This is a genomic window from Siphonobacter curvatus (assembly GCF_002943425.1).
Taxonomy (GTDB): domain Bacteria; phylum Bacteroidota; class Bacteroidia; order Cytophagales; family Spirosomataceae; genus Siphonobacter; species Siphonobacter curvatus.
Genome location: NZ_PTRA01000001.1, coordinates 1,897,937 through 1,924,203 on the forward strand (window position 1 = coordinate 1,897,937; position 26,267 = coordinate 1,924,203).

27 protein-coding genes and 1 tRNA gene are annotated in these 26,267 nt (G+C 48.3%); 11 read left to right on the plus strand and 17 right to left on the minus strand.

Annotation, left to right across the window (positions count from 1 at the left end; genetic code table 11):
• Positions 1–215 precede the first annotated feature (215 nt).
• Together C5O19_RS07815 and lpxB are read left to right on the plus strand one after the other, a co-directional pair.
• A complete protein-coding gene (locus C5O19_RS07815; RefSeq protein WP_104711109.1) occupies positions 216–638 on the plus strand; it encodes a 6-pyruvoyl trahydropterin synthase family protein in 423 nt (140 codons plus the stop codon).
• Positions 639–872: 234 nt separating this feature from the next.
• Positions 873–1,979: a lipid-A-disaccharide synthase gene (lpxB, locus tag C5O19_RS07820; RefSeq protein ID WP_104711111.1), complete on the plus strand. Its 1,107-nt coding sequence runs from the start codon at positions 873–875 to the stop codon at positions 1,977–1,979.
• Here the strand turns inward: lpxB and C5O19_RS07825 are convergent.
• From C5O19_RS07825 to C5O19_RS07845, 5 genes are all read right to left on the minus strand, one after another.
• Entirely contained in the window at positions 1,970–2,533 is a 564-nt protein-coding gene (locus C5O19_RS07825; protein ID WP_104711113.1) for a 1-acyl-sn-glycerol-3-phosphate acyltransferase, read from the minus strand. The genes lpxB and C5O19_RS07825 overlap by 10 nt on opposite strands.
• An 88-nt stretch (positions 2,534–2,621) precedes the next feature.
• Positions 2,622–3,770, minus strand: coding sequence for a site-2 protease family protein (locus C5O19_RS07830; protein ID WP_104711115.1), 1,149 nt, complete (start codon positions 3,768–3,770; stop codon positions 2,622–2,624).
• A gap of 36 nt (positions 3,771–3,806) precedes the next feature.
• On the minus strand, positions 3,807–4,418 hold the full coding sequence (locus C5O19_RS07835) for an HAD family hydrolase (RefSeq protein ID WP_104711117.1): 612 nt from the start codon (positions 4,416–4,418) through the stop codon (positions 3,807–3,809).
• Between the two features lie 66 nt (positions 4,419–4,484).
• Positions 4,485–5,438: an acetyl-CoA carboxylase carboxyltransferase subunit alpha gene (locus C5O19_RS07840; RefSeq protein ID WP_104711119.1), complete on the minus strand. Its 954-nt coding sequence runs from the start codon at positions 5,436–5,438 to the stop codon at positions 4,485–4,487.
• 150 nt (positions 5,439–5,588) lie between these two features.
• Positions 5,589–7,007 carry an MBL fold metallo-hydrolase RNA specificity domain-containing protein gene (locus C5O19_RS07845; protein WP_104713960.1) on the minus strand — a complete coding sequence of 473 codons (1,419 nt, stop codon included), beginning with the start codon at positions 7,005–7,007 and terminating at the stop codon, positions 5,589–5,591.
• Positions 7,008–7,301: 294 nt separating this feature from the next.
• Here C5O19_RS07845 and dacB point away from each other — a divergent pair, with 294 nt between their 5' ends.
• On the plus strand, positions 7,302–8,780 hold the full coding sequence (gene dacB / locus C5O19_RS07850) for a D-alanyl-D-alanine carboxypeptidase/D-alanyl-D-alanine endopeptidase (protein ID WP_104711121.1): 1,479 nt from the start codon (positions 7,302–7,304) through the stop codon (positions 8,778–8,780).
• A 43-nt stretch (positions 8,781–8,823) separates the two neighbouring features.
• A complete protein-coding gene (locus C5O19_RS07855) occupies positions 8,824–9,348 on the plus strand; it encodes a DUF1003 domain-containing protein (protein ID WP_104711122.1) in 525 nt (174 codons plus the stop codon).
• Between the two features lie 289 nt (positions 9,349–9,637).
• Here the strand turns inward: C5O19_RS07855 and C5O19_RS07860 are convergent, their stop codons facing one another.
• The 3 genes from C5O19_RS07860 to C5O19_RS07870 all read right to left on the minus strand — a co-directional run bounded on the left by C5O19_RS07860 (position 9,638) and on the right by C5O19_RS07870 (position 12,680).
• A complete protein-coding gene (locus C5O19_RS07860; protein WP_104711124.1) occupies positions 9,638–10,927 on the minus strand; it encodes an aminopeptidase P family protein in 1,290 nt (429 codons plus the stop codon).
• A gap of 54 nt (positions 10,928–10,981) precedes the next feature.
• Complete coding sequence (locus tag C5O19_RS07865) at positions 10,982–11,746, minus strand: class I SAM-dependent methyltransferase (RefSeq protein WP_104711126.1); 765 nt, start codon at positions 11,744–11,746, stop codon at positions 10,982–10,984.
• Positions 11,747–11,903: 157 nt separating this feature from the next.
• On the minus strand, positions 11,904–12,680 hold the full coding sequence (locus C5O19_RS07870) for a 3-keto-disaccharide hydrolase (protein ID WP_104711128.1): 777 nt from the start codon (positions 12,678–12,680) through the stop codon (positions 11,904–11,906).
• 167 nt (positions 12,681–12,847) lie between these two features.
• Between C5O19_RS07870 and C5O19_RS07875 the strand changes: the two genes are divergently transcribed.
• Positions 12,848–13,252, plus strand: a complete 405-nt coding sequence (locus tag C5O19_RS07875) for a hypothetical protein (RefSeq protein WP_104711130.1) — start codon at positions 12,848–12,850, stop codon at positions 13,250–13,252.
• A 57-nt stretch (positions 13,253–13,309) separates the two neighbouring features.
• Here C5O19_RS07875 and C5O19_RS25965 read toward each other — a convergent pair whose 3' ends face one another.
• Positions 13,310–13,456 carry a hypothetical protein gene (locus C5O19_RS25965; protein WP_165795965.1) on the minus strand — a complete coding sequence of 49 codons (147 nt, stop codon included), beginning with the start codon at positions 13,454–13,456 and terminating at the stop codon, positions 13,310–13,312.
• 256 nt (positions 13,457–13,712) lie between these two features.
• On the opposite strand from C5O19_RS25965, the gene hisS reads away from it, so the two are divergent.
• Entirely contained in the window at positions 13,713–15,074 is a 1,362-nt protein-coding gene (hisS, locus tag C5O19_RS07880) for a histidine--tRNA ligase (protein WP_104713962.1), read from the plus strand.
• 136 nt (positions 15,075–15,210) lie between these two features.
• Here the strand turns inward: hisS and C5O19_RS07885 are convergent, their stop codons facing one another.
• From C5O19_RS07885 to C5O19_RS07900, 4 genes are all read right to left on the minus strand, one after another.
• Complete coding sequence (locus C5O19_RS07885; RefSeq protein WP_104711132.1) at positions 15,211–15,936, minus strand: hypothetical protein; 726 nt, start codon at positions 15,934–15,936, stop codon at positions 15,211–15,213.
• 177 nt (positions 15,937–16,113) lie between these two features.
• Positions 16,114–17,760 carry a glucose-6-phosphate isomerase gene (pgi, locus tag C5O19_RS07890; protein WP_104711135.1) on the minus strand — a complete coding sequence of 549 codons (1,647 nt, stop codon included), beginning with the start codon at positions 17,758–17,760 and terminating at the stop codon, positions 16,114–16,116.
• Between the two features lie 153 nt (positions 17,761–17,913).
• Positions 17,914–18,702 carry a glycoside hydrolase family 25 protein gene (locus C5O19_RS07895; RefSeq protein WP_104711137.1) on the minus strand — a complete coding sequence of 263 codons (789 nt, stop codon included), beginning with the start codon at positions 18,700–18,702 and terminating at the stop codon, positions 17,914–17,916.
• A 206-nt stretch (positions 18,703–18,908) separates the two neighbouring features.
• Positions 18,909–19,544: a peroxiredoxin gene (locus tag C5O19_RS07900; RefSeq protein ID WP_104711139.1), complete on the minus strand. Its 636-nt coding sequence runs from the start codon at positions 19,542–19,544 to the stop codon at positions 18,909–18,911.
• A 242-nt stretch (positions 19,545–19,786) separates the two neighbouring features.
• On the opposite strand from C5O19_RS07900, the gene C5O19_RS07905 reads away from it, so the two are divergent.
• A tRNA-Ala gene (locus tag C5O19_RS07905) sits at positions 19,787–19,860 on the plus strand.
• Positions 19,861–20,052: 192 nt separating this feature from the next.
• On the opposite strand, the gene C5O19_RS07910 is transcribed toward C5O19_RS07905, so the two are convergent.
• The 3 genes from C5O19_RS07910 to C5O19_RS07920 all read right to left on the minus strand — a co-directional run bounded on the left by C5O19_RS07910 (position 20,053) and on the right by C5O19_RS07920 (position 22,636).
• Positions 20,053–20,667, minus strand: coding sequence for a pyridoxamine 5'-phosphate oxidase family protein (locus tag C5O19_RS07910; protein WP_104711141.1), 615 nt, complete (start codon positions 20,665–20,667; stop codon positions 20,053–20,055).
• Positions 20,668–20,703: 36 nt separating this feature from the next.
• Positions 20,704–21,687, minus strand: coding sequence for a type I glyceraldehyde-3-phosphate dehydrogenase (locus C5O19_RS07915; RefSeq protein WP_104711143.1), 984 nt, complete (start codon positions 21,685–21,687; stop codon positions 20,704–20,706).
• 70 nt (positions 21,688–21,757) lie between these two features.
• A complete protein-coding gene (locus tag C5O19_RS07920) occupies positions 21,758–22,636 on the minus strand; it encodes a helix-turn-helix domain-containing protein (RefSeq protein WP_104711146.1) in 879 nt (292 codons plus the stop codon).
• A 465-nt stretch (positions 22,637–23,101) separates the two neighbouring features.
• On the opposite strand from C5O19_RS07920, the gene C5O19_RS26225 reads away from it, so the two are divergent.
• From C5O19_RS26225 to C5O19_RS07935, 4 genes are read left to right on the plus strand one after another with little or no spacing between them, the layout of a single operon-like run.
• Positions 23,102–23,521 carry an AraC family ligand binding domain-containing protein gene (locus tag C5O19_RS26225; protein ID WP_243406347.1) on the plus strand — a complete coding sequence of 140 codons (420 nt, stop codon included), beginning with the start codon at positions 23,102–23,104 and terminating at the stop codon, positions 23,519–23,521.
• Positions 23,443–23,985 (plus strand): helix-turn-helix domain-containing protein, encoded by a 543-nt coding sequence (locus tag C5O19_RS26230; RefSeq protein WP_243406348.1) that lies wholly within the window; start codon positions 23,443–23,445, stop codon positions 23,983–23,985. The genes C5O19_RS26225 and C5O19_RS26230 overlap by 79 nt, the downstream gene beginning before the upstream one ends.
• Positions 23,986–24,002: 17 nt before the next feature.
• On the plus strand, positions 24,003–24,404 hold the full coding sequence (locus C5O19_RS07930; RefSeq protein ID WP_243406349.1) for a DUF983 domain-containing protein: 402 nt from the start codon (positions 24,003–24,005) through the stop codon (positions 24,402–24,404).
• 18 nt (positions 24,405–24,422) lie between these two features.
• Positions 24,423–25,355 (plus strand): carbon-nitrogen hydrolase family protein, encoded by a 933-nt coding sequence (locus C5O19_RS07935; RefSeq protein WP_104711148.1) that lies wholly within the window; start codon positions 24,423–24,425, stop codon positions 25,353–25,355.
• Positions 25,356–25,401: 46 nt separating this feature from the next.
• Here C5O19_RS07935 and C5O19_RS07940 read toward each other — a convergent pair whose 3' ends face one another.
• Positions 25,402–26,028, minus strand: coding sequence for a sterol desaturase family protein (locus tag C5O19_RS07940; protein WP_104711150.1), 627 nt, complete (start codon positions 26,026–26,028; stop codon positions 25,402–25,404).
• Positions 26,029–26,267 lie beyond the last annotated feature (239 nt).

The window sequence follows — 26,267 nt, forward strand, 5'->3', positions numbered from 1 at the left end:
TATATGAAAAGATAAAATAGTACGTATCCTATAAATGACCATCAAAATTTAATCTTACTTTGATCTTAAACGTACGAAACCTGTATTAGACAATCATTAAAGAAGGTTACCTATTAAATCCGTTGAGAAAAGCGTACCTTTGCGGTCTATTTTCAGCGGTGCTAGGTCGTTCCCACCGTGACGGATAGAAACGAGGCTTTAGAACACACTGAACGATGGTATACGTATCAAGAGTAGAACATTTTAACGCGGCTCACCGGGTTTATAATCCGAGTTGGAGCGACGAACAGAACTTTGAAGTATTCGGCCCCTGTGCCAATCCGTACTATCACGGACATAACTTCGAATTGACTGTAACGGTCAAAGGCATACCGCACTCGGATACGGGTTTTGTGATGGATATGAAACACCTGGGCAAGATTGTCAAGGAGCAGATTGTCGAGCGAGTCGATCACCGGAATTTGAATCTGGAAGTAGATTTTCTGAAGGATAAAATTCCGACTTGCGAAATATTCATCATGGAAATCTGGAAGATTCTGGCTCCCGTCGTCGCCGAATCCACGCAGGGCCGTAGCCAGCTCCACAGCCTGAAACTCATCGAAACACCCAAGAATTTTGTGGAGTATTTCGGAGAATAAAGTTTTGAGTTTAGGGTTGTAGGTTTTGAGTTTCAGCTCTGAAAGACTTAAGCATGACTTGGAGGTAATAAGATCACAGCGTTTCCCGGAAACAGACATTAAACTATTTGTATAATATTCCAGGATACGCTGTGATTACTTTCTTTGTGAACCTTTGTGGCTAAAATTCAGTCTTGAAATCTGATTCGAACACGGATATTCACTCGAAACGCAAAACACACAACGCAAAACCCCATGAAGTACTTCCTCATTGCCGGCGAACGCTCGGGTGATTTACACGGATCAAACCTGATTAAGGGCATTCGTCAGCACGATGCGTCGGCAATTATCCAATGCTGGGGTGGGGAAGATATGGAAGCGGCTGGAGCCGAGTTACTACATCACTACCGCGATTCGGCGTTCATGGGATTTTGGGAAGTAGCCAAAAATCTGAGTACGATCCGGCGACAGATGAAAGAGTGCAAAGAGCAGATTCTGGCCTTTCAACCCGATGTCCTGATTCTTATTGATTACGCCGGATTCAACCTGCGAATGGCGACTTTTGCTAAACAGCACGGTATCCGGACGTTCTACTATATCTCTCCGAAGGTCTGGGCTTGGAATCAGAAACGGGCCCTGAAGATCAAGCGGGTTGTGGATCGCATGTTTTGCATTTTTCCGTTCGAAGTGGACTTTTTTCGGAAGTTCGATTACGAGGTCGATTACGTAGGAAATCCGCTGTTAGATGCCATCGATTCCTTTACGCCCGATCCGGATTTCCGAATCAAAAACCAGCTCGATTCCCGTCCGATCATCGCCTTATTGCCCGGCAGTAGGTTAGAAGAAGTACGGCGGATCTTGCCCCAAATGTTATCGGTTCGAAACCAGTTCCCCGACTATCAATTTGTGGTAGCGAAGGTTTCCAACTTGTCTGAGACGCTATACGAAACTTCCGTATCGGATGTATCATTTGTAACCAATGCGTCTTACGATTTACTGACCGTTGCTCATGCCGCTCTGGTCACTTCGGGTACGGCTACGCTGGAAACGGCTCTGTTTAATGTTCCGGAAGTGGTCTGTTACGAGGCAAATGGGCTGTCGTATCACATCGCCAAACGCCTGATTCGCGTGCCGTATATTTCGCTGGTGAATCTGATTGCCAATCAGGAAGTCGTCAAAGAATTGATTCAGCACGACCTAACGACCGAACAGATCGCTCAGGAGTTGCAAAAGATTGTGCAGGGAACGAGTCGAGAAAAAATGCTTCGTCAGTACCAGGATCTACACGAAAAAATGGGCGAAACCGGAGCCTCTGAACGAGCGGGTCGCCGAATGGTAGCGTACCTGAAAAATCAGGACTGAGACAGATAATTGCGTATCCAGGATTTTTTCGTTCCGTATACCGTATCGAAAAAGCGGGCCATGACGATTTTGTCCTGCTCCCAGTTACCCGTAGGCCAGAATGGTTCGTCAAAGTACACCAGTTTCCGACCGTAATCGAAGGCACAAAATACAATCGGTACGTTCGCTCCCAAGGCCATGTAGTAAAAGCCCGTTTTCAGCTCAGTAACATCAGCCCGAGTTCCTTCCGGCGTAATGCAAATCCGAAACTCCTTTTTGCTTTTAAACAGGTCAACCACACTTTCGACGAAGTTTTTGGTGCGTCCGCGATCGACGGGATAACCACCCAGTGCCTTCATGAACCAGGCGACCGGAGCGGGTTTGAACAGCTCTTTTTTTCCTAAATAATAAATCCAGGTATCAATCGCGGCCCGTGCTCCAACCCCGACAAAAAAGTCGGTGGATGTGGCGTGCGGAGCCACCATGAGTACAAACTTGGGTAATGCTTTCGGAGAAGGACCGGCAGTTCTCCAGCCGGATAAACGAAAAAGGCTTGCGGCGAGCCAACGAAACATCAGCGTTTACAGTTTAGGGTTCTCGGGTGGTTGAAGTGAAATACTACTTCCTGGGAAAATTACTAAAAATCCTTTCCTAAGCCGAAATTCAATACACCACAAAGGGCTGGGGACTGAAACATACCACAAAAACGGCCAGCGAGAACCAGCCCAAAATCTGACGGGGCCAGCCAATGGGAACCTCGTAATCGGCTGGTGGATGGTGAATACCCAGGAAGCGTCCCAGCATGAAAGCAAAGGGGACAAACCCTCGGTAGCCTTCGAGTTGCGGAAAGAAATAACTCAGAACCAGTTGACTGAGTACAATACCCAGAGCCAGGGCAATGACGATCAGTCGATCGTCGTGAATCCGGCTCAGGGCCAGAAACAGCATGCCGACATAAGCCAGTAGGTATCCGGCTTGAATGAGAAATTCATTCGTATCAGCCACCACAAAATCCTGGTACCGAAACCAGCCTAAGCCCGCGTAGAAGAGAAATCCTACGAAAATAATGGGTGAGATAATCTGGTGGAGCCGACGACCCACGAGTCCATACAAGATATGTCCGCCATCGAGCTGACCGATGGGGAAAAGATTCAGAGCCGTAAAAAATAGCGATAGATAACCCGCAAACAGGAAGGGATAATTCACCATGTCGTACTGGTGCGGTACGGTACCAACGGCAACGTATTTCTTGAAAAACCAGAATAGAAGATTGTCGCCCAGGCCCACTGCCCCCCGGCCTTCCATGGCTTGTGGGGTGTACACATACTGGGCATAGTTACTACCGAATTGTCGCCATTCAGGGTGTATAGTGAAAATATAATCGGCCGGGGGTAAGTGCGTAAATCCGTACCAAAGTAGGCCTAAAGCCACGAAAAAGCCCGCCAGCGGTCCCGCTATGCCAATGTCAAAATACTGAATATTGGTTTTGACCCGACTCCGTAGCTTGATAAAGGCTCCCATGGTACCAATCGTGGTGAAAGGGCCGAGCCAGAGGGGAATGTAGTAGGGTAGAGTAACCTTAACCTTATTAAAGCGAGCCGTAAAATAGTGACCAAATTCGTGTACAGTCAGTACCGCCAGAAAAGGAAGTGAAAACGCCAGTCCGCCCAGAATGTCCGAAATGGTTAAGGGAGGATTGGCGTAAAAAAGAGAAGTTCCGTTCGTCCATTCCGCCCCCGCAATCGTGGTAGTTACAATGGTTAGAACAAATAGAATGAGTTGGGTATATAAACGACGCCGGGTACGGCTCATACAGTCAAGGCTTTCGAGAAATGTGGCTCCGGCGGGTTAGTAATCGAGTAATTTGTCAAGTACGGTGCCGAGCGGATTCAACCAGATGGTTTGTATACCAACGGTTGCGGCCGATTCAATATTATCAGCGTTGTCGTCAATAAATACGCTTTCTTCGGGCAAAAGTCCGCCACCTTCCTGCAGGGCATGACGGTAAAATTCCGGATCGGGTTTCATGAAACCCATTTCATACGAAAGAAAAGGTTTTTCAAACAGACTCATGAAATCGTAGCCCACGGCGGCGGCTCGCTTCACGATTTCCCGAACGTGAATGGGATTCGTATTACTCAGCAGAAATACGCGATACGATTTACTAAGGTCCTGAATGCGGTCGAGGCGGGCCTTAGGCATGTCGAGCAACAAGGTACACCAGGCCGTATCAATGGTTTCGTCCGACCAGTCGCTATTGAATTCTTTACGAAGCAACGCTTTAAAATCCGCTTCGTTGATTTTTCCAATCTCAAACTGATGGAAGAACGCTTTTTCGTGAAACAGACGCGTGGCTTCTTCTTCAGAAATACCCGCCAGTTCGGCAAACGCCCGGTAGGTAAGAGGAACGTCAATATCAATGATGACATTCCCCATATCGAAAATGAGGTTTTTGATCATAGGAAGAAGAATAGCGATCGGTCTACCCGTGGTGTACCAGAAATACGGTAGACCGATCGCGAAAACTTACTCAACAAACACGCCCATTTTCGAGAATTTCTCAATGCGTTGATTGATCCGTTCTTCGGGTGAAAGAGCCTGTAGGGCAATGAGTCGGTTGATGATTTCTCCTTTGAGAATTTCGGACATCCGGTCGTGGTCGAGGTGAGCACCGCCGAGGGGTTCGGGAATGATTCCATCGACCAGTCCATTGCTGCTCATGTCCGTTGCGGTAAGCTTGAGGGCTTCAGCGGCCTGTTCCTTGTAATCCCAACTCCGCCAGAGAATGGACGAGCAGGATTCCGGAGAGATTACCGAATACCAAGTATTTTCCAGCATCAGTACCTGATCACCAATGGCAATACCCAGGGCTCCACCGGAAGCTCCTTCGCCAATGATGATACAAATGACGGGTACAGTTAACATGAACATATCCCGAAGGTTACGGGCAATGGCTTCACCTTGTCCGCGTTCTTCCGCTTCCAGTCCGGGGAATGCACCGGGCGTATCAATAAGCGTAATGATGGGGCAGTTGAATTTTTCTGCCATTTTCATCAGACGCAGGGCCTTGCGATAACCTTCGGGGTTGGGCATACCGAAGTTACGGTACTGCCGTTCTTTAGTATTACGACCTTTCTGCTGACCAATGATCATGACGGGGTGACCATCGATATTCGCAAAACCACCCACAATCGCCTTATCATCGGCAACCTGACGATCGCCGTGGATTTCAATAAAATCCGTACAGATCCGGTGCAGGTAATCTTGCGTATACGGACGATCAGGGTGACGTGAAACTTGTACCCGCTGCCAGCGAGTCAGGTTACGGAACGTCTCTTTCTTAAGATCTACTAACTGGTTTTCTAAGACTGCAGTAGCGGCCGAAACATCAAGATTTTTTTCGGCGGCCAGCCGTTTCATTTCGTCAATTCGGGATTCGAGTTCGGCAATGGGCCGTTCAAAGTCGAGTAATGTTCGCATAAACAAGTTTCTGAGTTCTTATTCGTGAGCCATTGGCCACGTACCCAAAGGTTAGAACACAACAAAAGTAATAAGAAAAGCGGGGTTACGGTGGAAATTAGCATTTTGAGTAACGAATGCCTGGTCGTCCTTTCCGCTTCAGTAAACGATTTATAATTCGAAACTCTCTCCTTTCATGGGAATGCGGACATCGCTGAAACCTTCGTCATGGAGTCGATTGGCAAAGGTTTGCATGGAGGTTTCCTCTCCGTGAATGAGAAAAATTTTCTTAAGCTTCTGCGGCGATTGTTGCTTCACAAAATTTACGAGATCCTGCTGATCTCCGTGGCCACTGAAGACATCAATTTTTTCAATTTTTGCCTGAACCGCGTATTCGTTGTCCTTGATTCGTAGCGTATTCTGTCCGTTCAGCAATCGCCAGCCCAGCGTGTCTTCGGCGGCATAACCCACCAGCAGAATGGTACAGTACGGATTGCCGATGTTGGCGGCCACGTGTTGTTCAACCCGGCCACCGGAAACCATGCCCGAAGCTGAAATAATGATACAGGGTTCGTTATGATTCGAGATGGCCCGACTAGCCTTTTCACTTTCAATAAAAGTCAGGTTCTGAAAATCGAACAGACGACCGTGCTTTTGTTTAAAGTTCTGCGATTCGGGATTGAGAAATTTGCTGTGACGATCGTAAACTTTCGTCGTCGAATGAGCCAAGGGGCTGTCGCTAAATACGCGAATCGGTTTAAAACCTTGTTCGGAATACAGGCGATTCAGCGTAAAGAGTAAGGCCTGCGTCCGGCCTACTGAGAAAGCAGGAATAATCAGACGCCCCGGAATATTGATGCAGGTACGGCGGATCACATCGGCCAGAGCTTCCTCGGGGGATCGGTTATCTTCGTGTAAACGGCTACCGTAGGTGCTTTCACAAACCAGATAATCCACTTCCGGTACGGGACTAGGTTCGACGTGCAGGGGATAATTTTTACGCCCCAGATCACCCGAAAAACAAATGGATTTTTTTTGTCCTTTTTCTTTCGTTTCCAGAATGATGTGAGCCGCTCCCAGCAGGTGGCCCGCTGGAATGAAGGTCAGCCAAAGGTTATCGGTAACCTGAAATTTCTGATTAAAGGCAATGGTGACGAAGTTTTCCAGAGAATCATCGACCTGTTTGTCCAGGTACAGATCGCCCTTTTTTTCGAGGCGGGCCATCCGTTTCTTCTTTTTGTTGGAATCGCCCGTAGCCCGTTGCAGCTTCTTCTGATTCAAGTGGGCCGCATCCATTAAGAGCAGTCGGGAAAGCTCATAGGTTGGGGTCGTACATAAGACCTGGCCCTCGTAGCCATCGCGGTACAAATTCGGGATATTGCCCGAATGGTCGATGTGAGCGTGGGTAAGTAAGACCAGATTCAGGCTCGAAGCGTCAAAGGGGAACAAGGGTTTATTTTCTTCCTCCTCTTCCAGATTTCGCTCCATATTGGTACCACAATCAATCAGAATTCGGTAATTATCCTCCAGCTCCAGTAAATACATACTGCCCGTCACCTGCCGGGCTGCACCCCAAAAAGTTAGTTTCATCGTATTGTCATACAGCCACAGCGATCCAGTTTTTACCGAACCTTCCACCGCTGGCTCCTCAGAGGGCGGTGTCCCGATGATGGGAGGGATGGTTTTAAATCGGAGAAAGAATTCCGCTTGCTGCCTGAACCATCTTTGGGTAAGATTTCATAGGGCGTACCCTGTTTTCAGGCGGAAAAGCGGTGTACATTCGTATCGGTCTACACCTGTGGCTTCTTAGTTAGTTGCTAGCAAATCAGGCAAAGCTACCAAAAGAATCACGAAGTTGAGCATCCTTTTCCTTGTCAAACGCTAATGAATCGCATCTATTTTCTGGTTTTATCGCTGTTTTTTTCTTCCCAGACCTTTGCTCAGAAACCCGATACGCTTGTTCGTGATGCTCTCATCCGCCATTTGGATTCACTGCAAACCAGTTTTTTCATGCAACACGGCTTTGTGTCCGCCTGTATCAAGTCGACGCGTACCGGTGAAACCGTGCTGGCCTATCAGCATCGCAAGTCCGTACCACCGGCCTCAACGATGAAGCTCATTACCACGGCCACGGCACTGGCAGTACTCAACGAAAACTATACATATACCACCACGCTCGAAACCGACGGTATCGTTCGCAATGATACCCTGCAGGGAAACCTCTGGATTCGCGGTTCTGGTGATCCCTCGCTGGGCAGTGGTCGATTTAAAAGTACGCCTACACTGTCTGAACTGCTAAAAAGCTGGCTGACCGCTCTACAGACCAAAGGCATCCGCTACGTAACGGGCCAGATTATTGGTGACGGTACGCTTTTCGACGAAAATACGATACCCGGCGGCTGGCCCTGGGATGATCTGGGCAATTACTACGGAGCGGGGGTAAGCGGCCTGAATGTGAATGAAAATAAATTCCGGGCCGTATTTAAACCCGGTACTGAGGTAGGAGACTCGGCCGCCCTCCTGCGTACCGAACCTGCACTGCCCCGGTACACACTCATCAACCGGGTACGGACGGATGCTGCCAAAACTGGCGATCAGGTTAATATCTATACGTCACCGCTGGGGACGCAGTATTTTTTGGATGGATTTGTACCCAAAGGTCCAAAGGAATTTGGCGTGTCTGGCAGCATTGCCCATCCGAGTCTGTACGCGGCCCAGTCGCTGCGGGATTTGTTGGCAGAAAACGGAATCATGACGGGTCAGGAGCCTACAACGGCGTTTGACTACCTGCGTACAAAAGCCCGACCGGTTATGAACGATACACTGAGTGCCGTACAATCACCCGTATTGAAGGACTTAATCACGGAGTGTAACTTTCAGAGTATCAACTTATACGCCGAAGTTTTTCTAAAAACAATTGGGGTTGCTCTCAATTATGGCAATACCACCGAAGAAGGGGTGCGGGCTTTACAGGACGTCTGGAAAGCCAAAGGGCTGAAACTATCCGGTTTTCGCATCAAGGATGGCAGCGGTCTCTCTCCTCAAAGTGTACTTACCCTGGATAACATGACCGAAATTCTAGCCTCTGCAGCCCGTGAGCCGTACTTCCCGGCCTTTTATTCAACGATTGCTATTCTTGGAAAAAACGGTACCGTTAAGAATCTGGGCAGGGGCACCCGTGCCGCTGGTAACGTACGGGCCAAAAGTGGAAGTATTGGCGGCTCTCGAGCCTATGCGGGGTATTTCACTGGTAAAAACGGTGAACAGTATGCCTTTGCTTTGAATCTGCAACAGTACGACTCCGATTTTGGTAGTGCCTATCGCGAATTAGAAAAGCTAATGGTACAAATGGTTGATTTGTAATGTTGGTTATTAAAACGATATAGTAACGTTAAAAATCATTAAAATGAATAAGTCGCATCGGCATTTAAAGAACTGGAAACTGACAGATTCTGCCTCGAATCAGCGATTACTGGAGATGCAGCAACTCGTACAGCAAACGCTAGGGGATGAGTCGCTGATTACGCAAACGGTAGCGGCAACGGAAGCGGAAAGCGAAGAAAGCTGGGGGAACAAAATGGCTGACCGCGTGGCCGAATTTGGGGGAAGCTGGAAGTTTATCATCGGATTTATGAGCTTTCTACTGCTCTGGATTGTCGTGAATAGTCTGTTATTGTGGCAAAAACCGTTTGATCCCTATCCCTTCATTTTGCTCAATCTGATTTTGTCCTGCCTGGCAGCCATTCAGGCACCCATCATTATGATGAGTCAGAATCGGCAGGAAGCCAAGGATCGCGAACGGGCCCGCAACGATTACGCCATTAATTTGAAAGCGGAAATTGAAATTCAGCAATTGCATGAAAAGATGAATTGTCTGCTGGAAGAAGTGCTGGAGATGCGGAAGGAAATGCAGGCCAAGAAAGGTGTGTAATACGACTACATAGTAACGAAGGTATATATGGCGAACTTCTTTGAGTTGAGTCTTCGGTAAATAAAACAGGGGGAAACCTGCACCAGTGGGGATGCATAGGAGGATTGAGTGCGGTTGCGATACCTTGCATACAGGGCTAGTAATATATTAACCCCTTTGGGATTGGGTGCTCACCCGAGGGTGAACAGGAACCCGGAGGGTATGGCACGTTCCCTAACCTCGAAGGAATTCAATACCAATAGCGAAGTAAACATAAAAAAAAAGGGAGCGTTTCGGCTCCCTTTTTCGTTTAAGCGTTCATCAACGCTTCAATTTCATCGGCGTCTACTGGTATGTTTGCCATCATATCAACATTACCCGTTTCGGTAATCAAGATATTGTTTTCCAGACGAATGCCCAGTTTTTCTTCCGGAATATAAATGCCTGGTTCACAGGTAAATACCATGCCCGCTTCGAAGCGGCGGTATTTGCTGCCTACATCGTGTACGTCCAGTCCGAGGAAGTGGGATGTACCGTGCATGAAGTACTTTTTGTACGCGGGCCAGTCGGGGTCCTGGTGATTAATGTCGTGCTGGGTGATGAGTCCGAGGCCTTTCAGCTCGCTTTCCATGATCTTACCGACTTCCTTGTGGTACTCATCCCATAAGTTACCGGGAACGAGCATGGCCGTCGCTTCCTTCATCACGCGGTGTACTGCCTCGTATACCTCCCGTTGCCGGGGCGTATAACGACCCGATACGGGGATCGAGCGAGTCAGGTCGGCGTTGTAATTGGCATATTCGGCTGCCACGTCCAGCAGAATGACTTCGCCCGGTTGGCACTGCTGGTCATTGGAGAGGTAGTGCAATACGCAGGCATTCGCTCCCGTCGCAATGATGGGTTCGTATGCAAACCCTTTCGAGCGTTGGCGAACAAATTCGTGCAGGAGTTCAGCCTCGATTTCGTATTCCCAAACACCCGGTTTGACAAATTTCAGCAAACGACGGAAGCCGTCTTCCGTAATCCGCATGGCTTCCTGCAATAAGGGAATTTCTTCGCTTTGCTTGATGGCCCGCAGGTTGTGCATCAGCGGGGCCAGCCGCTCGAATTGGTGTAAAGGGAAGCGTTCCTGATACTGCTTGATGAACCGGGCATCGCGGCTTTCCACGATGATGTCAGCCCGCGTATGTTCATTGGTATTCAGGTAAATATGCTCGGCTTCGAAGATGAGCGTACGGAGGATGCTGTCGAATTGCCGGGTCCAGTATACCGTCTGAATACCCGATACTTCCCGAGCGTGTTCTTTGGTGTATTTGTAGCCTTCCCAAACGGCAATGTGCTCGTTCGTTTCCCGCAGGAACAGAATTTCGCGGTGTTTTTCGTCGGGAGCATCCGGAAATAGTACGACGATACTTTCTTCCTGATCGATACCCGAGACGTAAAAGAGATCATTGTTCTGACGAAACCGCAACGTACCATCGGCGTTGGTCGGTAACACGTCATTGGAATGAAGAATGGCGATCGACTTGGGTTTGAGCAGGGTACTGAGCCGTTGCCGGTTTTTGATAAACAGGGTATTCGGAATCGGATGGTATTTCATACTTTACAGGTTGTTTGCGGGTATGATACGGATACCCGGGGTAGTCTATAAAACTTACTTCTGACAATAATAGATAATCTCTTTACTCGGCAGGGCGTACCGTTCCACCCGTTCGCGGGGCATTTCCAGTACGAAGCGGTCTTCGGTAACCTTGAATCCACCCTTGGCCAGCTCCTGACCATAATCCTGTCCGAACAGGCGAAGGTGGTCATTTTGCCAGAAAATGCGTTCCCGTTCTTTCGGGTCAGTGATGGTAGGGTCTTCGAAGGTATGCGGTTTCGACCAGTCCTGCGGTGACTGGATAATGGCCCAGCCGCCGGGTTTCAGTACGCGGTGTAATTCGCGGGTTGCCTGATAATAGTCGTCTACGTGTTCGAGCACGTGATTACAAAAGGCAACATCAAAGCTGTTGTCGGGGAAGGGAATCTGGTGAATGTCCATTTTGACTTTAGCCAGCGGACTTTCGATATCGGCCGTGATGTATCCTTCGCCGTGTATTTTCTCGAAGCGTTCCATGAAGCAGTGTTCCGGAGCGACGTGCAGGACCCGTTTTTTTCCTTTGAAAAAGTCGGTTCGTTCCTGTAAATATAGGTACATGAGCCGGTGTCGTTCCAGAGCCAGACAGTTGGGACACAGGGCATTAGCCCGCGACTGCAAACGGCCGTAGGGGAGAAACCGCCGAAACGTCTGACCACAAACGGGACATTCTTTGTCGGTACCTTTTAGGAAAAACGCCGTGATTTTCAGGGGAATATAACTCACCCGTTGCAAAACGGGCCGGGGAACCGTACGAAGAATAAAGGAAATGAGACGCTTCACTGCAGTAAAGATTACGGAATAAGCGACAAAGATAAACGGCGGCGGACAGATTTAAATCGAAGAGGACAGATTATAGAGCAGAGCCATCAGACGCTGACTTTTCAGAATCTAATGCCTATTCTCTATAATCTGTCCTCTCAAGGTTGTACGCGGTCGCTTACAGTTCGCGGATCCAAACGTTACGGAAGCTTACCGCATTGCCGTGGTCCTGTAAACTGATCGGGCCTTTGCCGTGGGGAACGTTTTTCGGAGCACCGATGTACTCCGTCGAACCCTGAATCTTGGTATGGTTCTGAACGATGATTCCGTTGAAAATGACCGTTACGTACGGAGGGGTTTCCACACCACCATTCTGGTTAAAGCGGGGAGCCGTATAGATGATATCGTACGTATTCCATTCACCCATCGGACGAATCGGGTTGATCATCGGGGGCGTTTGTTTGTAGATCGATCCGGCCTGACCGTTGCGGTACGAGCGGTTCTTGTAGCTGTTGAGTACCTGTACTTCGTACATACCCTGCATAAAAATACCGCTGTTCCCTTTGCCCTGGCTCTTCAGCGTCTCGGGCTCGTTGGGCGAACGCCACTCAATGTGCAGTTGGTAATCCTGAAAATCCTGTTTGGTTGAAATGTTACCCGCTCCTTTCACTACTGAGAAGGCTCCGTCTTTCACTTCCCATTTGGCAGGGCTGCCGTCTTTTACGGTAACCCAGTTGTCGAGGTTTTTACCATCAAACAGAATGATGGCATCCGAGGGGGGCAAGCCGTAGGACTGACCGGGCGTAACCGTTGGGACTTCGGGATCCCAGAATTCCGTTTCTTCCGGTTTAACGAGATAGTTTTTCTTGACAGCTCGTTGGTCCTGAGCCGAGGTAAAGCCCAGTGCTGCGACTGATAAGCACAGCGTGAGAGTTAGCTTTTGAGCGATCTGCATTGATAATATCAAATTTGAAAGTAAGATTGCGACTGAAAATTACGTGATGTTAGCGGGTGTACAGCTACTTTTTGAAAAAAAAGGATTTTTTAGCGTAATTCTAGTACTTCACCCCCCAAACTATACGGCTCTTTTTAGGGTTGTATTTTAAAGAACCTGTACGAACTATGAAAATTGTTGAATATAAAAAAGCTCCGGGCCGGAAGATCGTTAAACGCATGAGTTTGCAGACCAAATCCACGCTGTTATCGATAGTAAGCCTGATTGTATTTGTGTACGGCATCATTGTGCTGGCGAAAGCCGTATGGTTAGAGTCCACCAACGAAGTCTTCAATCGTTGGTTTCTCCTGGGCATTTACGCGATTGCCCTCGTGGTAGGCGGTATGATCATGTACGGTAATGCCCTGCAAATGCGGGTACGGGTAGATACGCGGAAGGAGATGCGTCGGTTTTTTCGGAAAAATCGCCGGGAGCTGGCTCATCGGAAAGAAGCGGCGGCCAAAAAGCAAAAGCCCAAAGAGGAAAAATCCCAGAAAGAGAAGGAAAAAGAAAACCCCGCTAAATCCATTTAGCGGGGTTTCAATGCATCAATAGAAAGGCAGAATAGGCAAGAATGCCCGAACTGCCAATTATTTCTGTTCGAAAGAAGCTTTGATGGCTTCAACATCTACTTTCTTGATCGTCGGCTTCAGTGAGAGGCGTTTGATCGTAGTGATGCGGTTGTTAGCGATAGACTTGTTTCTGCGGTCTTTACGCTTCAGTTGTGATACACCCATGATTTTGTTCAGTTTGGTATGACTGGTCACCGATTCGAGTAATCCAGGAATACCAGATACTCATACTCAGAACCTCAAAATGAACCGCAAAACTACTTGTTTTTCCGCACAAATCAAGTAATGGGGCGTTTAAAATAAAGGAATTTTAAATGAATCCCCCTCGCTTCGGGCTTTGAATGCTATTTTTGTGGTCTGAAAAGAACCAGAGCCCTTCAGGAGAGCAAATCCCCACTCCTGTGAAACATAGATCATGAGTATACAAAAACCAAGCTTACCCCGCGGCACCCGCGACTTCGGTCCGGAGCAAATGGTGAAACGAAACTTCATTTTCGATACCATCCGCCGCACGTTCCAGAAATACGGATTTCAACCCCTCGAAACGCCCACGCTGGAAAACCTGTCGGTACTGATGGGTAAATACGGCGAAGAAGGGGACCAGTTACTCTTCAAAGTCCTGAATTCCGGTAATTTCCTGGATAAAATTGAAACGGCTGATGTGGAAGAAGGCTACAAAAAACTGACGCCTAAAATCGCCGAAAAAGGGCTTCGCTACGACCTGACCGTACCGTTTGCCCGCTACGTTGTGATGAACCGCGGCGAGCTGACGTTTCCCTTTAAACGCTACCAGTTGCAACCCGTCTGGCGGGCCGATCGACCCCAAAAAGGCCGGTACCGCGAATTTTACCAGTGCGATGCGGATATTGTCGGTACGGATTCCCTGCTTTGCGAAACGGAAATCGTAGCCATGTTACACGAAATTTTCGCGGGATTATCCATTAACGATTTCACGATCAAAATCAATAACCGGAAGATTCTCAGCGGGATTGCCGAAGTGATTGGGGTGGCCGGTAAAGAAGCTGCTCTGTTTGTAGCCATCGACAAACTTGATAAAGTCGGAAAGGAAAAGGTAGAGGAGGAGCTAAGCGAGAAAGGCCTTTCGGATGCCTCCATCAAAAAGCTACAGCCGCTGTTTGCCCCGATGACTTCGAATCGCGAAACCTTCGAGAACCTGAAAGACTGGTTACAGAACTCGCAGATAGGCATGAAGGGTGTGCAGGAGCTGGAAACGCTCTGGCGGATGATTCGGACGATGGGAATTTCGGACAAAAAAATTCAGCTTGACATTACGCTCGCCCGTGGACTTAGCTATTATACCGGAGCCATTTTTGAAGTAAAAGCGGGCGGCGTGCAGATCGGCAGTATCTCCGGCGGGGGTCGGTACGATAACCTGACGGCAGCTTTTGGGGTACCCAACCTGTCAGGAGTAGGAATTTCACTGGGTGTGGATCGGATTTACGACGTGATGGAAGAACTACAGCTTTTCCCGGAAAATCAGAGCGTAACCACGAAGCTACTCTTTGCCAATTTCGATGCTGCGGGCGAAACCTACTCGCTGCCGCTGTTGCAAAAAGCCCGGCAGGCGGGCATCAATGCCGAATTGTATCCCGAGTCGTCCAAACTGAAGAAGCAGCTCGATTACGCCGACCGGAAAAAGATTCCTTTCGTGGTACTGATCGGTTCGGAGGAAATCGCCTCTGGTCAGTTAACGCTGAAAAACATGACGACGGGCGAGCAGCAGAAAGTAACCGCTGAGGCCTTGATTGACTTACTAAAGTAAAAAGACTTGATACCGAAAGAGGGCATTCCCGAAAGGAGGTGCCCTCTTTTTCGTGCCTATACAGGAGTAAAATTCTTTAAAACGGACAGACTTGAACTCGTCATGCAATGTATCTGTCTTAAAAAGGAACTAACCATTATTCATTTCCATATTTCCCGTGCAAATCGTATACACTTTTCAACGATCGCCGGAAGGAATAGGTGTACCGCAGAGCCAAACCCAGACTCCAGCCTGTACCATTGGCCGTAATGCGGGAGGATTGAATCTGTACGCTGTTTTCGGAGTAAATCATCTCGGTAACCAAAGCCTTTTGTAAACCCCAGGTCTTTCGGCCATAGAAACCCAGTTCCAGTCGATTGGACAGTTGTATGTTATATTCCAGGCCCAGTTCCAGCATGCCTGTAGTACGTTTGGCCGTTTCCGTTTGACTAAGTAGCAAAAGTGTGTCGGGAGCCGTTTGAAAGCGATGATATCGATAGCCTTCCATGATAAAACCGTCCACGTACTTACCCGAATTGGGTACGATATATGCTCCAGCGGTGAGCCAAAGTCCTGCGTGATTTTTTCGCTTACCCGTTTGAAATAACCGACGTTTGAGTCGTAACGTTGCCGCATGGGACTCATTCGTGAAGGTGAAGGCTACCGGTTGTGGAGCCGTAACCAGGGTGAGCTGATTATGGATAGGCATGCGGGCGTAGCCCCCTTCCAGTACCCAGGCATCACGGTAAGCGTAGCCAATCAAAGCGGACCAACTAGCCCGGTTAACCGAAGCAGAGGTAACCAGGCCATTCAGCGAATTTGTAAGCGTACTTTGGTCCGTACGGGTGAAACCTTCCAGTCCCATGTACCAACGGTGTAGCATGGGGGAAGACTGCCTTCTAGACGAAGTTTCGTAATAAACAGGAAGGTCCTGAGCCAGACAAGCCGAACTCAGGAGTAGGCAGAAGCTAGCAAAAAAACGGCGTATCATACGTGCAAAGGGGCTTTGACATACGATACGCCGTTTGTTCAAGGAACGTTACAATGTTCCGGTATTTTTCTAACGCCAGGCTTTATAAGCGTTGATGAGGCCGTTGGTCGATCCATCGTGATCGTTGACCGGCTCATCGTTTTGCAGTTCAGGATAGATTTTGCTGGCCAGTTGCTTGCCCAGTTCCACACCCCACTGATCGAAGCTGTAGATATTCCAGATAACGCCCTGTACAAAAATCTTGTGTTCGTAGGCAGCAATCAGGCTACCCAGCGTACGGGGGGTAATGGATTTAACCAGAAAGGAGTTCGTCGGACGGTTACCTTCAAATACTTTAAAGGCCACCAGCGACTCGTATACTTCTGGACTTACGTTTTTCGACTGGAATTCGGCGATGACTTCTTCGGCAGTTTTACCGTTCATTAACGCTTCCGTCTGAGCGAAGAAGTTGGAAAGCAGAATCTTATGGTGTTCACCAATGGGATTGTGACTAATCGCCGGAGCAATAAAGTCCGCCGGAATCAGTTTCGTACCCTGGTGAATGAGTTGATAAAAGGCGTGCTGACCGTTCGTGCCGGGTTCACCCCAGATGATAGGGCCTGTCTGATAATCCACGGGCTGACCGTCCCGACCAACGTACTTGCCGTTCGATTCCATATCGCCCTGCTGGAAGTACGCCGCAAATCGGTGCAGGTACTGATCGTAGGGCAAAATAACCTGCGTCTGGGCACCGTAGAAGTTGTTATACCAGATCCCCAGCAAAGCCAGCGTTACGGGAATGTTTTCTTCAAAAGCAGCCGTCCGAAAATGGTTATCCATGGCGTGAGCCCCTTCGAGCAATTCCACGAAATTTTCGTAACCTACGCTCAGAATGATCGACAAACCAATCGCCGACCAGAGTGAGTACCGACCACCTACCCAATCCCAGAAGACGAACATATTTTCGGTATCGATACCAAATTTGCTGACTTCTTTTTCGTTGGTTGAAATGGCTACGAAGTGTTTCGCTACGGCGGAATCATCACCAGCCGCATCCAGCAACCAGGTACGGGCCGTGTGAGCGTTGGTCATGGTTTCCTGCGTCGTGAACGTCTTGGACGCAATTAGAAACAAGGTTGTTTCGGGATTAACGGCTTTCAACGTTTCGGCAATGTGCGTACCATCGACGTTGGATACGAAATGCAGATTCAGGTGATTTTTGTAAGGTTTCAGAGCCTCCGTCACCATCACCGGACCCAGATCCGAGCCACCAATACCAATGTTCACCACATCTGTAATGACCTGGCCCGTATAGCCTTTCCATTCGCCGGAAATAACTTTTTCGGAGAACGTTTTCATTTTATCCAATACGGCATTCACCTCGGGCATCACATCCGCACCGTCCACTTCAATAGGTGTATTCGAGCGATTCCGTAGGGCTACGTGGAGTACGGCCCGATCTTCGGTCGCGTTGATTTTCTGGCCGGTGAACAGCTGCTCGATGGCATCTTTCAGCTCGGCTCCCTGAGCTAGTTCCAGTAATAACTGTTTCGTTTCTTCCGTGATCCGGTTTTTGGAGTAATCGAGCAGGATGTCTTCAAAACGAGTCGAAAAACGATTGAACCGTTCGGTATCTTCCGCAAATAAGTCTTTAATCTGGACGGATTGAGTAGCCTCAAAATGAGCAAGAAGCTTTGCGTAAGCAGGATTCTGAGTAAATGGAATAGACTTCAGCATAAGATAAGGCTCTGAATGATAGGATACGTCAGGGCATGAGCGGATAAGGTCATGCTACTGCGTTTAAGCGGGCCAAAAATGGCTACTGCATCCATAAAAACCAACAAATGCAGGCAGAGTTCCGTAATAAAACTTTTCGTGAAATTTTTTGGACTAGGGAAGGCAGATTTGCTCCAGCTCGCTCAGATCTCCCAGAAAGGCGTTGTAATCGACCTTTCCCTTGATGCCTTTCAACTGACCGAGTTCGGAATACTGCCAGAACCAGACTTTCCCGGAAATATCACCCGCCAGTTGTTCCGATGAGTAGTGGGCCAGCCAGAGTGGATATTCGTCGAAATTACCCCGAATGAATTTCTGGTAAAAGCGGCGATTGGTGTAAATGATGGGTTTGACGCCGTATTCCTTTTCGACTAACTCCAGCCAGGTACGAATATCGCGGATGGTCCGTTCGTCCGATTTCAGCGGATGTGAGGATTCGACGTCCAGTACTGGCGGCAAATCCCCCGATTTTAACTGTACCGTTTCGATGAAATTATCGGCCTGCGGAACCGGGTCCCGCCAGGGGATGAAAAAGTGATATGCTCCGACGCGTAATCCCGTCTGGCGGGCACTGCTGTAATTGTTTTTGAAGCGTTTGTCCTGAATGGAAATGCCTTCAGTGGCTTTGATAAATACGAATTCCAGACGAGCCTCGTCCGCCAGAGCCGACTCCCGAATCACACCCCAATCAATTTTTCCCTGATGCTTGGAGACGTCAATACCGTGGACGGGATATTCCGTGGGAATACGAATGCTGGCGGTTCGGGAGTAATCCCATTCAATTTGCGTAGGATTGCGATACCGGAAATACAGAAAAGTGGCAATCAGCCCAATGCACAGGAGACTGAGAGCGAGGAGCAATTTTACGTTGAACGGTGAGCGGCGTTTGACTGGAGCAGGCATTCGAATTTGAAAAAGAGCCCGTAAAAGTAAGGGAGAGTTCTTGGTTTACGGTTTTCAGTTTACAGTTTTCCGTTGGATTTGTACGTAAAGCGGTTAGGTAAGCCACCCGCTCGTGTACGGAGCGGGTGCGTTCTTAAACAAAAACCACAGCGTCGCTCTACAATTGAGTAACGCTGTGGTTTTTAAACGAAAAACGGTAAATACTATTATTTATTCGGCTGCGGCGTAACACGCAGGTAGGGTTTTACGTGCGTAACGCCTTTCGGAAATTTCTCTGCCAGAGCATCATTGGAAACGGCAGGCGTTACAATGACATCTTCGCCGTCTTTCCAGTCGGCCGGTGTGGCTACCTGATAATTGGCCGTGAGTTGCAGGGAATCAATCACCCGTAGAATCTCCTGGAAATTACGTCCCGTGGAGGCGGGGTAGGTCAGGGTCAGTTTGATTTTCTTATCGGGTCCAATGACAAACACCGAACGAACCGTGGCTTTTTCGCTGGCATTCGGGTGAATCATGTCGTACAGTTCAGCGACTTTACGGTCCGAATCGGCGATGATGGGGAAATTGACTTCCGTACCACTTACTTCGGCAATATCAGGCGTCCAGCGGTTGTGAGAATCCAGATCATCGACCGATACAGCAATCACTTTCACGCCACGTTTTTCGAAATCACCTTTCAGCAGAGCGGTTTTACCAAGCTCCGTCGTACATACAGGCGTAAAGTCAGCGGGGTGTGAAAAGAGTAAGCCCCATTTATCGCCCAGCCATTCGTGAAAACGGATGTGGCCCTGAGTGGTATCTGCTTCAAAATCGGGTGCGATGTCTCCAAGTCGTAAGGACATAATCGAATCAGTTTAAGGTTTATCGAACGTCCGCAAAGGTTCAACGTTCCGTTGAGATAAACAAGTCAAATACTCTATTAGTTTACCAGACTAGTCTATTTTTTACAACTGTACTGATTGTTAGTTGGTTATCAGGCGTATTTTGAGAGGGCAGAACGAAAACGCCGAAAAATGAAAGTTTTCTTCGTCTTTTGCTTGACAAGGCCCTTTCAAAGCCACATATTTGCACCCACATTTCAGAAGGGGATGTAGCTCAGTTGGCTAGAGCGCTTGCATGGCATGCAAGAGGTCGTCGGTTCGAGCCCGATCTTCTCCACTTCCTTAAAGGCTTTTAGAGGGATTCCTCTGAAAGCCTTTTTTGTTGCATTGGACGAACGAATACGCCTTTAGCCCAGCAATAGGCGTACTGGAAAATGAAAATAGACTTGAGTTTTCCATCGCTGGTCCCAAGTCTATTTTCAGAGAATGGTTGAGTTAACCTGCCCAACAGCAAAGATTTTCGTCCCTATTACGAATCGCTGAGTTTTGCCCGCAATACTTTAATTTCCCGCTCCAACTGCTGAATGTACTGATCTTTGGGTTGATTCACCTTCTCCAGTTCCTCCAACGTGTACCGAGGCGTAATGTGCTGCGGACAATTCCAATCGTAGGCTTTAATGTGAAACAGCAGTAACCGTTCGGGTTTGAATTTATAATCCTCGGGTTTGAGTAATGTAAAAAGCTCCGGGTTATTGCGGATTTCCACGATTTCGGCCTCCGCGTATAACTTCAAACGAGCCCGTAGCGGATAGGAGAGCAACATCAGCGATACCTTCGAATTGTGTTCAATGTTACCGACTGAAATGTACTGCCGGTTTCCGCTAAAATCCACGATACCGATCGTTTGATCATCAAGTACCTTAATAAAACCCTTCGGTCCACCCCGGTGCTGTATATAGGGAAATCCGTTCGCTCCCGAAGAAGCCAAGTAAAAGCTATCCAGCTGACCGATGAAGTTACGCTCAACGGCGGTCAAGCCTTCCGTGAAGGTCATTCTTTCCATCCGCTCGTAGGCATTGCGACTCCCCATGCGTTCCTGGATTGCTTTGATGCCATCGGTAAAGGCAAGTGCTGCGTAATTCATGGCAGTAACGGTTAAGAATTGGCGGAAGCTACTCTACTACAGGGACTGAATTTGTCGGATCATCTGGTTGGTGAATCCCCATTCATTGTCGTACCACGCCATAACTTTGACCAGATCGCCATCCACTACCCGCGTCATCTCCAGATCAACCGTTGCCGCAAAGGGGCTTTTGACGATGTCACTGGAAACCAGGGGTTCATCCGTAACGGCGAGGACTTTTTCGTACCGGGGCGTAGCCGCTTCTTCGGTCAGAATCTGATTGATCTCCTCAACGCTGGTCGGGCGTTCGGCAATAAACGTAATGTCCGATATGGAGCCAACGGCTACGGGTACGCGTACGGCAATGCCGTCGAACTTCCCGGCGTACTGTGGTAAGGCTTTCGTGGTGGCAATGGCGGCACCGGTAGCCGCCGGGGCCAGGTTATTAGCCGCTGCCCGTCCCATGCGGGGTTCGCGTTTGGAGGGAGCATCCACTAGCGTCTGGGAGGCCGTATACGCGTGCGTCGTGTTCAGGATTGCTTTTTTAATACCCAGTCTACGGCCCAGTATTTCGATTACGGGACTGATATTGTTAGTGGTACAGCTCGCACAGGAGAATACGGCGACTTTCCCTGCTTCGGTATTCACGCCGTGTACCACCGTGGGTGTGTCTTTCGTCGGACCTGAGATGACCACGAATTTCGCTCCGGCCGCGAGGTGTTGATCTGCCGCGGCCTGTGAGGTAAAAATCCCCGTGCTTTCAATGATTACTTCGGCTTCCAGTTCTTTCCAGGGCAGGTTTTCAATATCCCGGATGCTGGTATACTTAATGGCTTTACCATCAATTAGGATCGTATCTCCCTCGACGGCGACTGCTTTTTCGTATTTACCGTAATTCGTATCGTATTTTAGTAGATAGGCAGCGTTTTCAATGCTCATGAGGTCATTGATCCCTACCAGTTCCAGATCAGTGGTTTCAAAGATTACTTTTAGAGCGGCCCGGCCGATACGTCCAAAACCGTTAATGGCTATTTTTTTCATGATGCTATGTTTAGGAAGGAAACCAGAGTGATTTCATGCTTCAAAATAGCAGCATAATTCATTGCCGGGGTTAGGCATAGATTCCTGAGGTGGTAGCAATCTTTCCTTCCGAGGTTGTATTCGCTAAAAATTTTTCCCGATACTGAAGGGGGGAGATGCCTTCTTTTTTCTTGAAAAAGCGGCTGAAGGAATGAATGTCCTCGTAGCCAAGCTCGTAGGCAATTTCCTTGATGGAAAGGTTCGTATAGCCAATCTGTCGCCGGGCGTGCATCATAATGCGGTCGTGAATGATATGTTGCGGTCCCCGGCTGGAAACCACGGAAAAGACATTCGAAATGGTCTTGGGCGACTTGTTGAGTTGAGAAGCGTAAAACGCCACGTCGTGATGCTCGGTAAAATGTCTTTCCACCAAGTAGTTGAATTCGCGTATGAGATCGCTTTGCCCTTTTTCCAATTTATGGAAGTCGGTAGATTTTCGCAGGATACGAGCCGAAAGAATGAGCATCCGTTTGAGCATGGACTGTAGCATATCTTTCTTCAGAATTTCGGTTCGTTGCATCTCGGCTTCAAATAATTGCCAGGAGATGTCAAATTCCCAAAGCATTGCTTCATCAATGGAGATAATGGGTATTCCTGAAGCCCCAAAAAAGAGAAAGCCTTTGCTGCCTACTTCATTATCATGATTGATGATGCAGTAAAAGGGTTGGTTGAACCGAACCATACGGGCAGATTCCAGCTCGACGCTATCGATGTGATGAAATTCGGTCAGGAAAATGATCTGATTTCGAGCGAGGCGATAGAGGACTTTATCAACGGTCAGATCCAGTCGTTCTCCGGTATTCCAGATAAATGTTAAATCCGTCGCTCGGCCCTCAAAAACCAATGGGCTATTGCTTGGATTGAGTTCATACACGCGTATACGCTCGTTGGTGTCGTTTTCGAAGGTCATAGGTGATCGTAAGAATGGATAGGGTTATGCAAAGGAGCTCAATCTATCGTTAGAGATCGCCTCCGATGCATCTGTACCTTCTCCAATGAATAATCTAGAAAAGCATACCTAAACATAGTACCGGAGAGAAAAATAGGTTCCCGGATGAATAGATACACTAACTAAGAAACGGAAGCAATAGACCTAGACAACGCGTTATAACAGATTTTATATGCCCGTCCTTACCTTTCCTACTAACCCTTAAAAATGGTCCCAATTAGAGCCCATCGGTAAATAGTACCATAAAAACGAGAATCTGTACGCTAAAGCGTACCTCCAGCCCTTCTACTTTTGACCCTATCGCCGTAAGCGTTCCCGGGCTTTATCTGCCCGGCTGCGTTTTGGGTATTATCTGGATGCGATTGTTAGGACAGAGCGAGATGAAAATGCGGTTCTGAATCAACCCAGATGCTTAACGTTCCCCGTATGAAACAGTCAACCGAATCCTTCGCCATTCCCATGGTTAACATCTATTCTTTAGCCGAGTACCGGCCGGAGGATTTTTTAATCAAGCGGTTTGCGGAATATGTACAGGAGCATAAAAACTTGCGGCTGCTGCATCGTCACGATTTTTACCATTTGGTTCTGTTTACGAAAGGAGCGGGGAGTCACGCCATTGACTTTGAAAGCTTTCCAGTACTGCCTTTTCAGATTTACTTTATGATTCCGGGGCAGGTGCATTCCTGGGATTTTACGGGAAAGGTAGAAGGCTACGTAATTAACTTTTCCAGTACCTTTTTTCAACCTTTCTGTTGCGTCCGGATTATTTGGACACCTTTTCTTTTTTCAGTGGAATCGCCCGAGAGAGCGTTATTCATCTGCCCGAATCTATTCAGAAATCGCTGACTGGTCTGTTTGAGCAACTTCTAGAAAAGCAGCAGGAATCTGTACCGCAGCGGTCGGATCTTCTAAAGGTACTTTTATTACAGATTTTCTTCGCCGTCGAAGCACACGCGGCGACCAAAACGACCCTTCCGATTACTAACTATAACTACGTCATTCTCAAGAATTATCAGAAGTTGATTGACCGGAATTTTATGACGCTGCGTCTGCCCATGGCGTACGCCCGGCTACTGTATATCACGCCCAATCATTTGAATGCCCTGTGTAAGGAACACCTGGGGATGCAGGCCGGAGAGCTCATCCGGAACCGAATTTTACTCGAAGCAAAACGTCTGCTGATGAACTTTGGAATGAACATATCGGAAATCGCCTATGCCTTAAATTTTAGCGATAATTCCTACTTTACTAAGTTTTTCAAAAAATACACGGGAACGACTCCCGAAGAATTCCGTAAACGTAATACCTAACCAAGCACACAAGTCCAATGAAACGAAGTCAATTGCAGGGAATGGTACTCGCGAAATGTCCCCATTGCCGACAGGGAAATCTGTTTAAATACCCGTTCTGGAACGTAAAAAAATTCGATCAGATGTACACGTTTTGTCCACACTGTGGTCAGCGATACGAGAACGAACCCGGCTTTTTTATTGGAGCGACGTATGTCAGTTATGCCCTCTCCGTGGGCATTGTGCTGGGTACAGCCATCGTTCTTTTTAACTTCTTTGGGGACCCCTCCGCCTTTGTTTACATATCCGTAGCCATTGGCTTAATGCTGGTGACTATGCCTTTTAACTTTAGAGTAGCCCGCGTGATTTACATTTACTTATTCTCAGGCATTGAATACGAGGAAAATCCCCGCATGATTACCCGGGAAAAGGAAGTGTAGTTTTAAACGTAGAAAGGAATGCTGAACGTAATAAAAGTAGGCGTAGTACAGGCCACTCCCGTTTTGTTTGACCTGGATCGGAGTGTCGAAGTCGTCCTTAGCTGGATTAAAAAGGGTGCCGAGCAAAATTGCGAACTACTGCTGTTTCCGGAATCTTTTCTTCCGGCGTATCCCAGGGGACTCACGTTCGAGGCGATGATTGGCCGTCGTACGGAAAAAGGTCGGGAAACCTGGCTCGATTACTGGAAAAACAGTCCCGAAGTTGATTCGGAGGCCATTCGACGCATCCAGCAAGCGGTGCAGGCGGCTGGAATCATGGTGGGGCTGGGCATTACGGAGAAGGACCCCATCGGCGGATCGCTGCACTGTACGCTTCTCTACATCGGAAGCGACGGAAGGATTCTGGGCAAACATCGCAAACTCAAACCCACGGGACTGGAGCGGTTCATTTGGGGCGAAAGCGACGGAAGTTCCCTGATTACGCTCGATACACGTCTGGGAAAAATAGGTGGACTGATTTGCTGGGAAAACTACATGCCCCTGGCCCGAATGGCATTGTATCAGAAAGGGATCGAAATTTACCTGGCTCCCACCGCCGATTCGCGGGAATCCTGGCAGTCCACTATGCAGCATATTGCCCTTGAAGGGCGTTGTTTCGTGCTAGCCTGCAATCAATTTGTACGTAAAAGCGACTACCCCGAACGCTATCAGGCCGAGCTGAGTCAGGAGCCCGAGATCATGAGTGCAGGTGGCAGTGTGATTCTTTCACCGATGGGAGAAATACTCGCGGGGCCGCTTTGGAATCAGGAAGGATTGCTGACCGCTGAGCTGGATTTTGCAACCCTTGCCAAGAGTAAGCTGGATTTTGACTGCGTGGGTCACTATTCGCGTCCGGATGTGTTTCAGCTTACGGTGACTGGTCAGCCCGATACCCAGAAAGTGGATCGGTAAATGCATAGCGTAAAAGGCCCAGAACGTTATTCCGGGCCTTTTGCTTTTATCCGTTCGATGAATACGTTTTGAAGATGTAATCCCACAGCGGAGACGAAACGCCGTAGTTCAGCGTATCATCTTTATAATGATGGATGGCGTGATTGATCCAAAGCCATTTGAATAAGTTGCGGGGCGGCTGATAGGCGTGTACGATGAAGTGTACAAACAGATAGCCCGCGTAGCCCACCAGAAAACCGGGAAAGAATGCATAAGCCGCTTCCCCTAAAAGCAAAAAGGTAACGCCAAATAAAGAGGAGCCAATCAAAACGGCCAGAGCGGGCGGCATGGCTAATCGCGTTTGATCCTTCGGGTACTCATGGTGAATACCGTGGAAGGTATACTGCAACCGGGATTTGATGGCGTTGGTAGGATCCATGTGAAAAATGCCCCGGTGAGTGACGTATTCCACCAGCGTAAAGACGAGTATCCCCAGCCCAAACAAACCCAGTATCATGATCCGTTGTAATGCCGTATGCGTAAAGGCATACCAGCCCAAACCAGCCGAGCTAAGTAGGTAGATCGAAATCGGAATTGCAATGTGCGTACGCGATAAGGCTTCCAGTACTGGATTCGTAAAAAGAGGTTTGGTGCCGGAATGTTTAGGACGGTGTTTTTCTGCGTTTATTTCCATAGAAAGACGAGTTGAGCGAATCGATCAGCAAAGGTAGAACGGCTCTTTCTCGGCTAATGGTACCCAATAGGGATATCCTGGTAGAAGTTAGGCGAAATGCGGTTGGTAGGGGACGGCTGTACACGCTTTACGGAGTTTCCTAACTACCGATTTGTACGGAAAGAAACGTACTATTCAATTCGTACTTAGCAGAGTATTCCTAAAGAGTATACTGCTACGATCTGGTTTGAATGTGATAT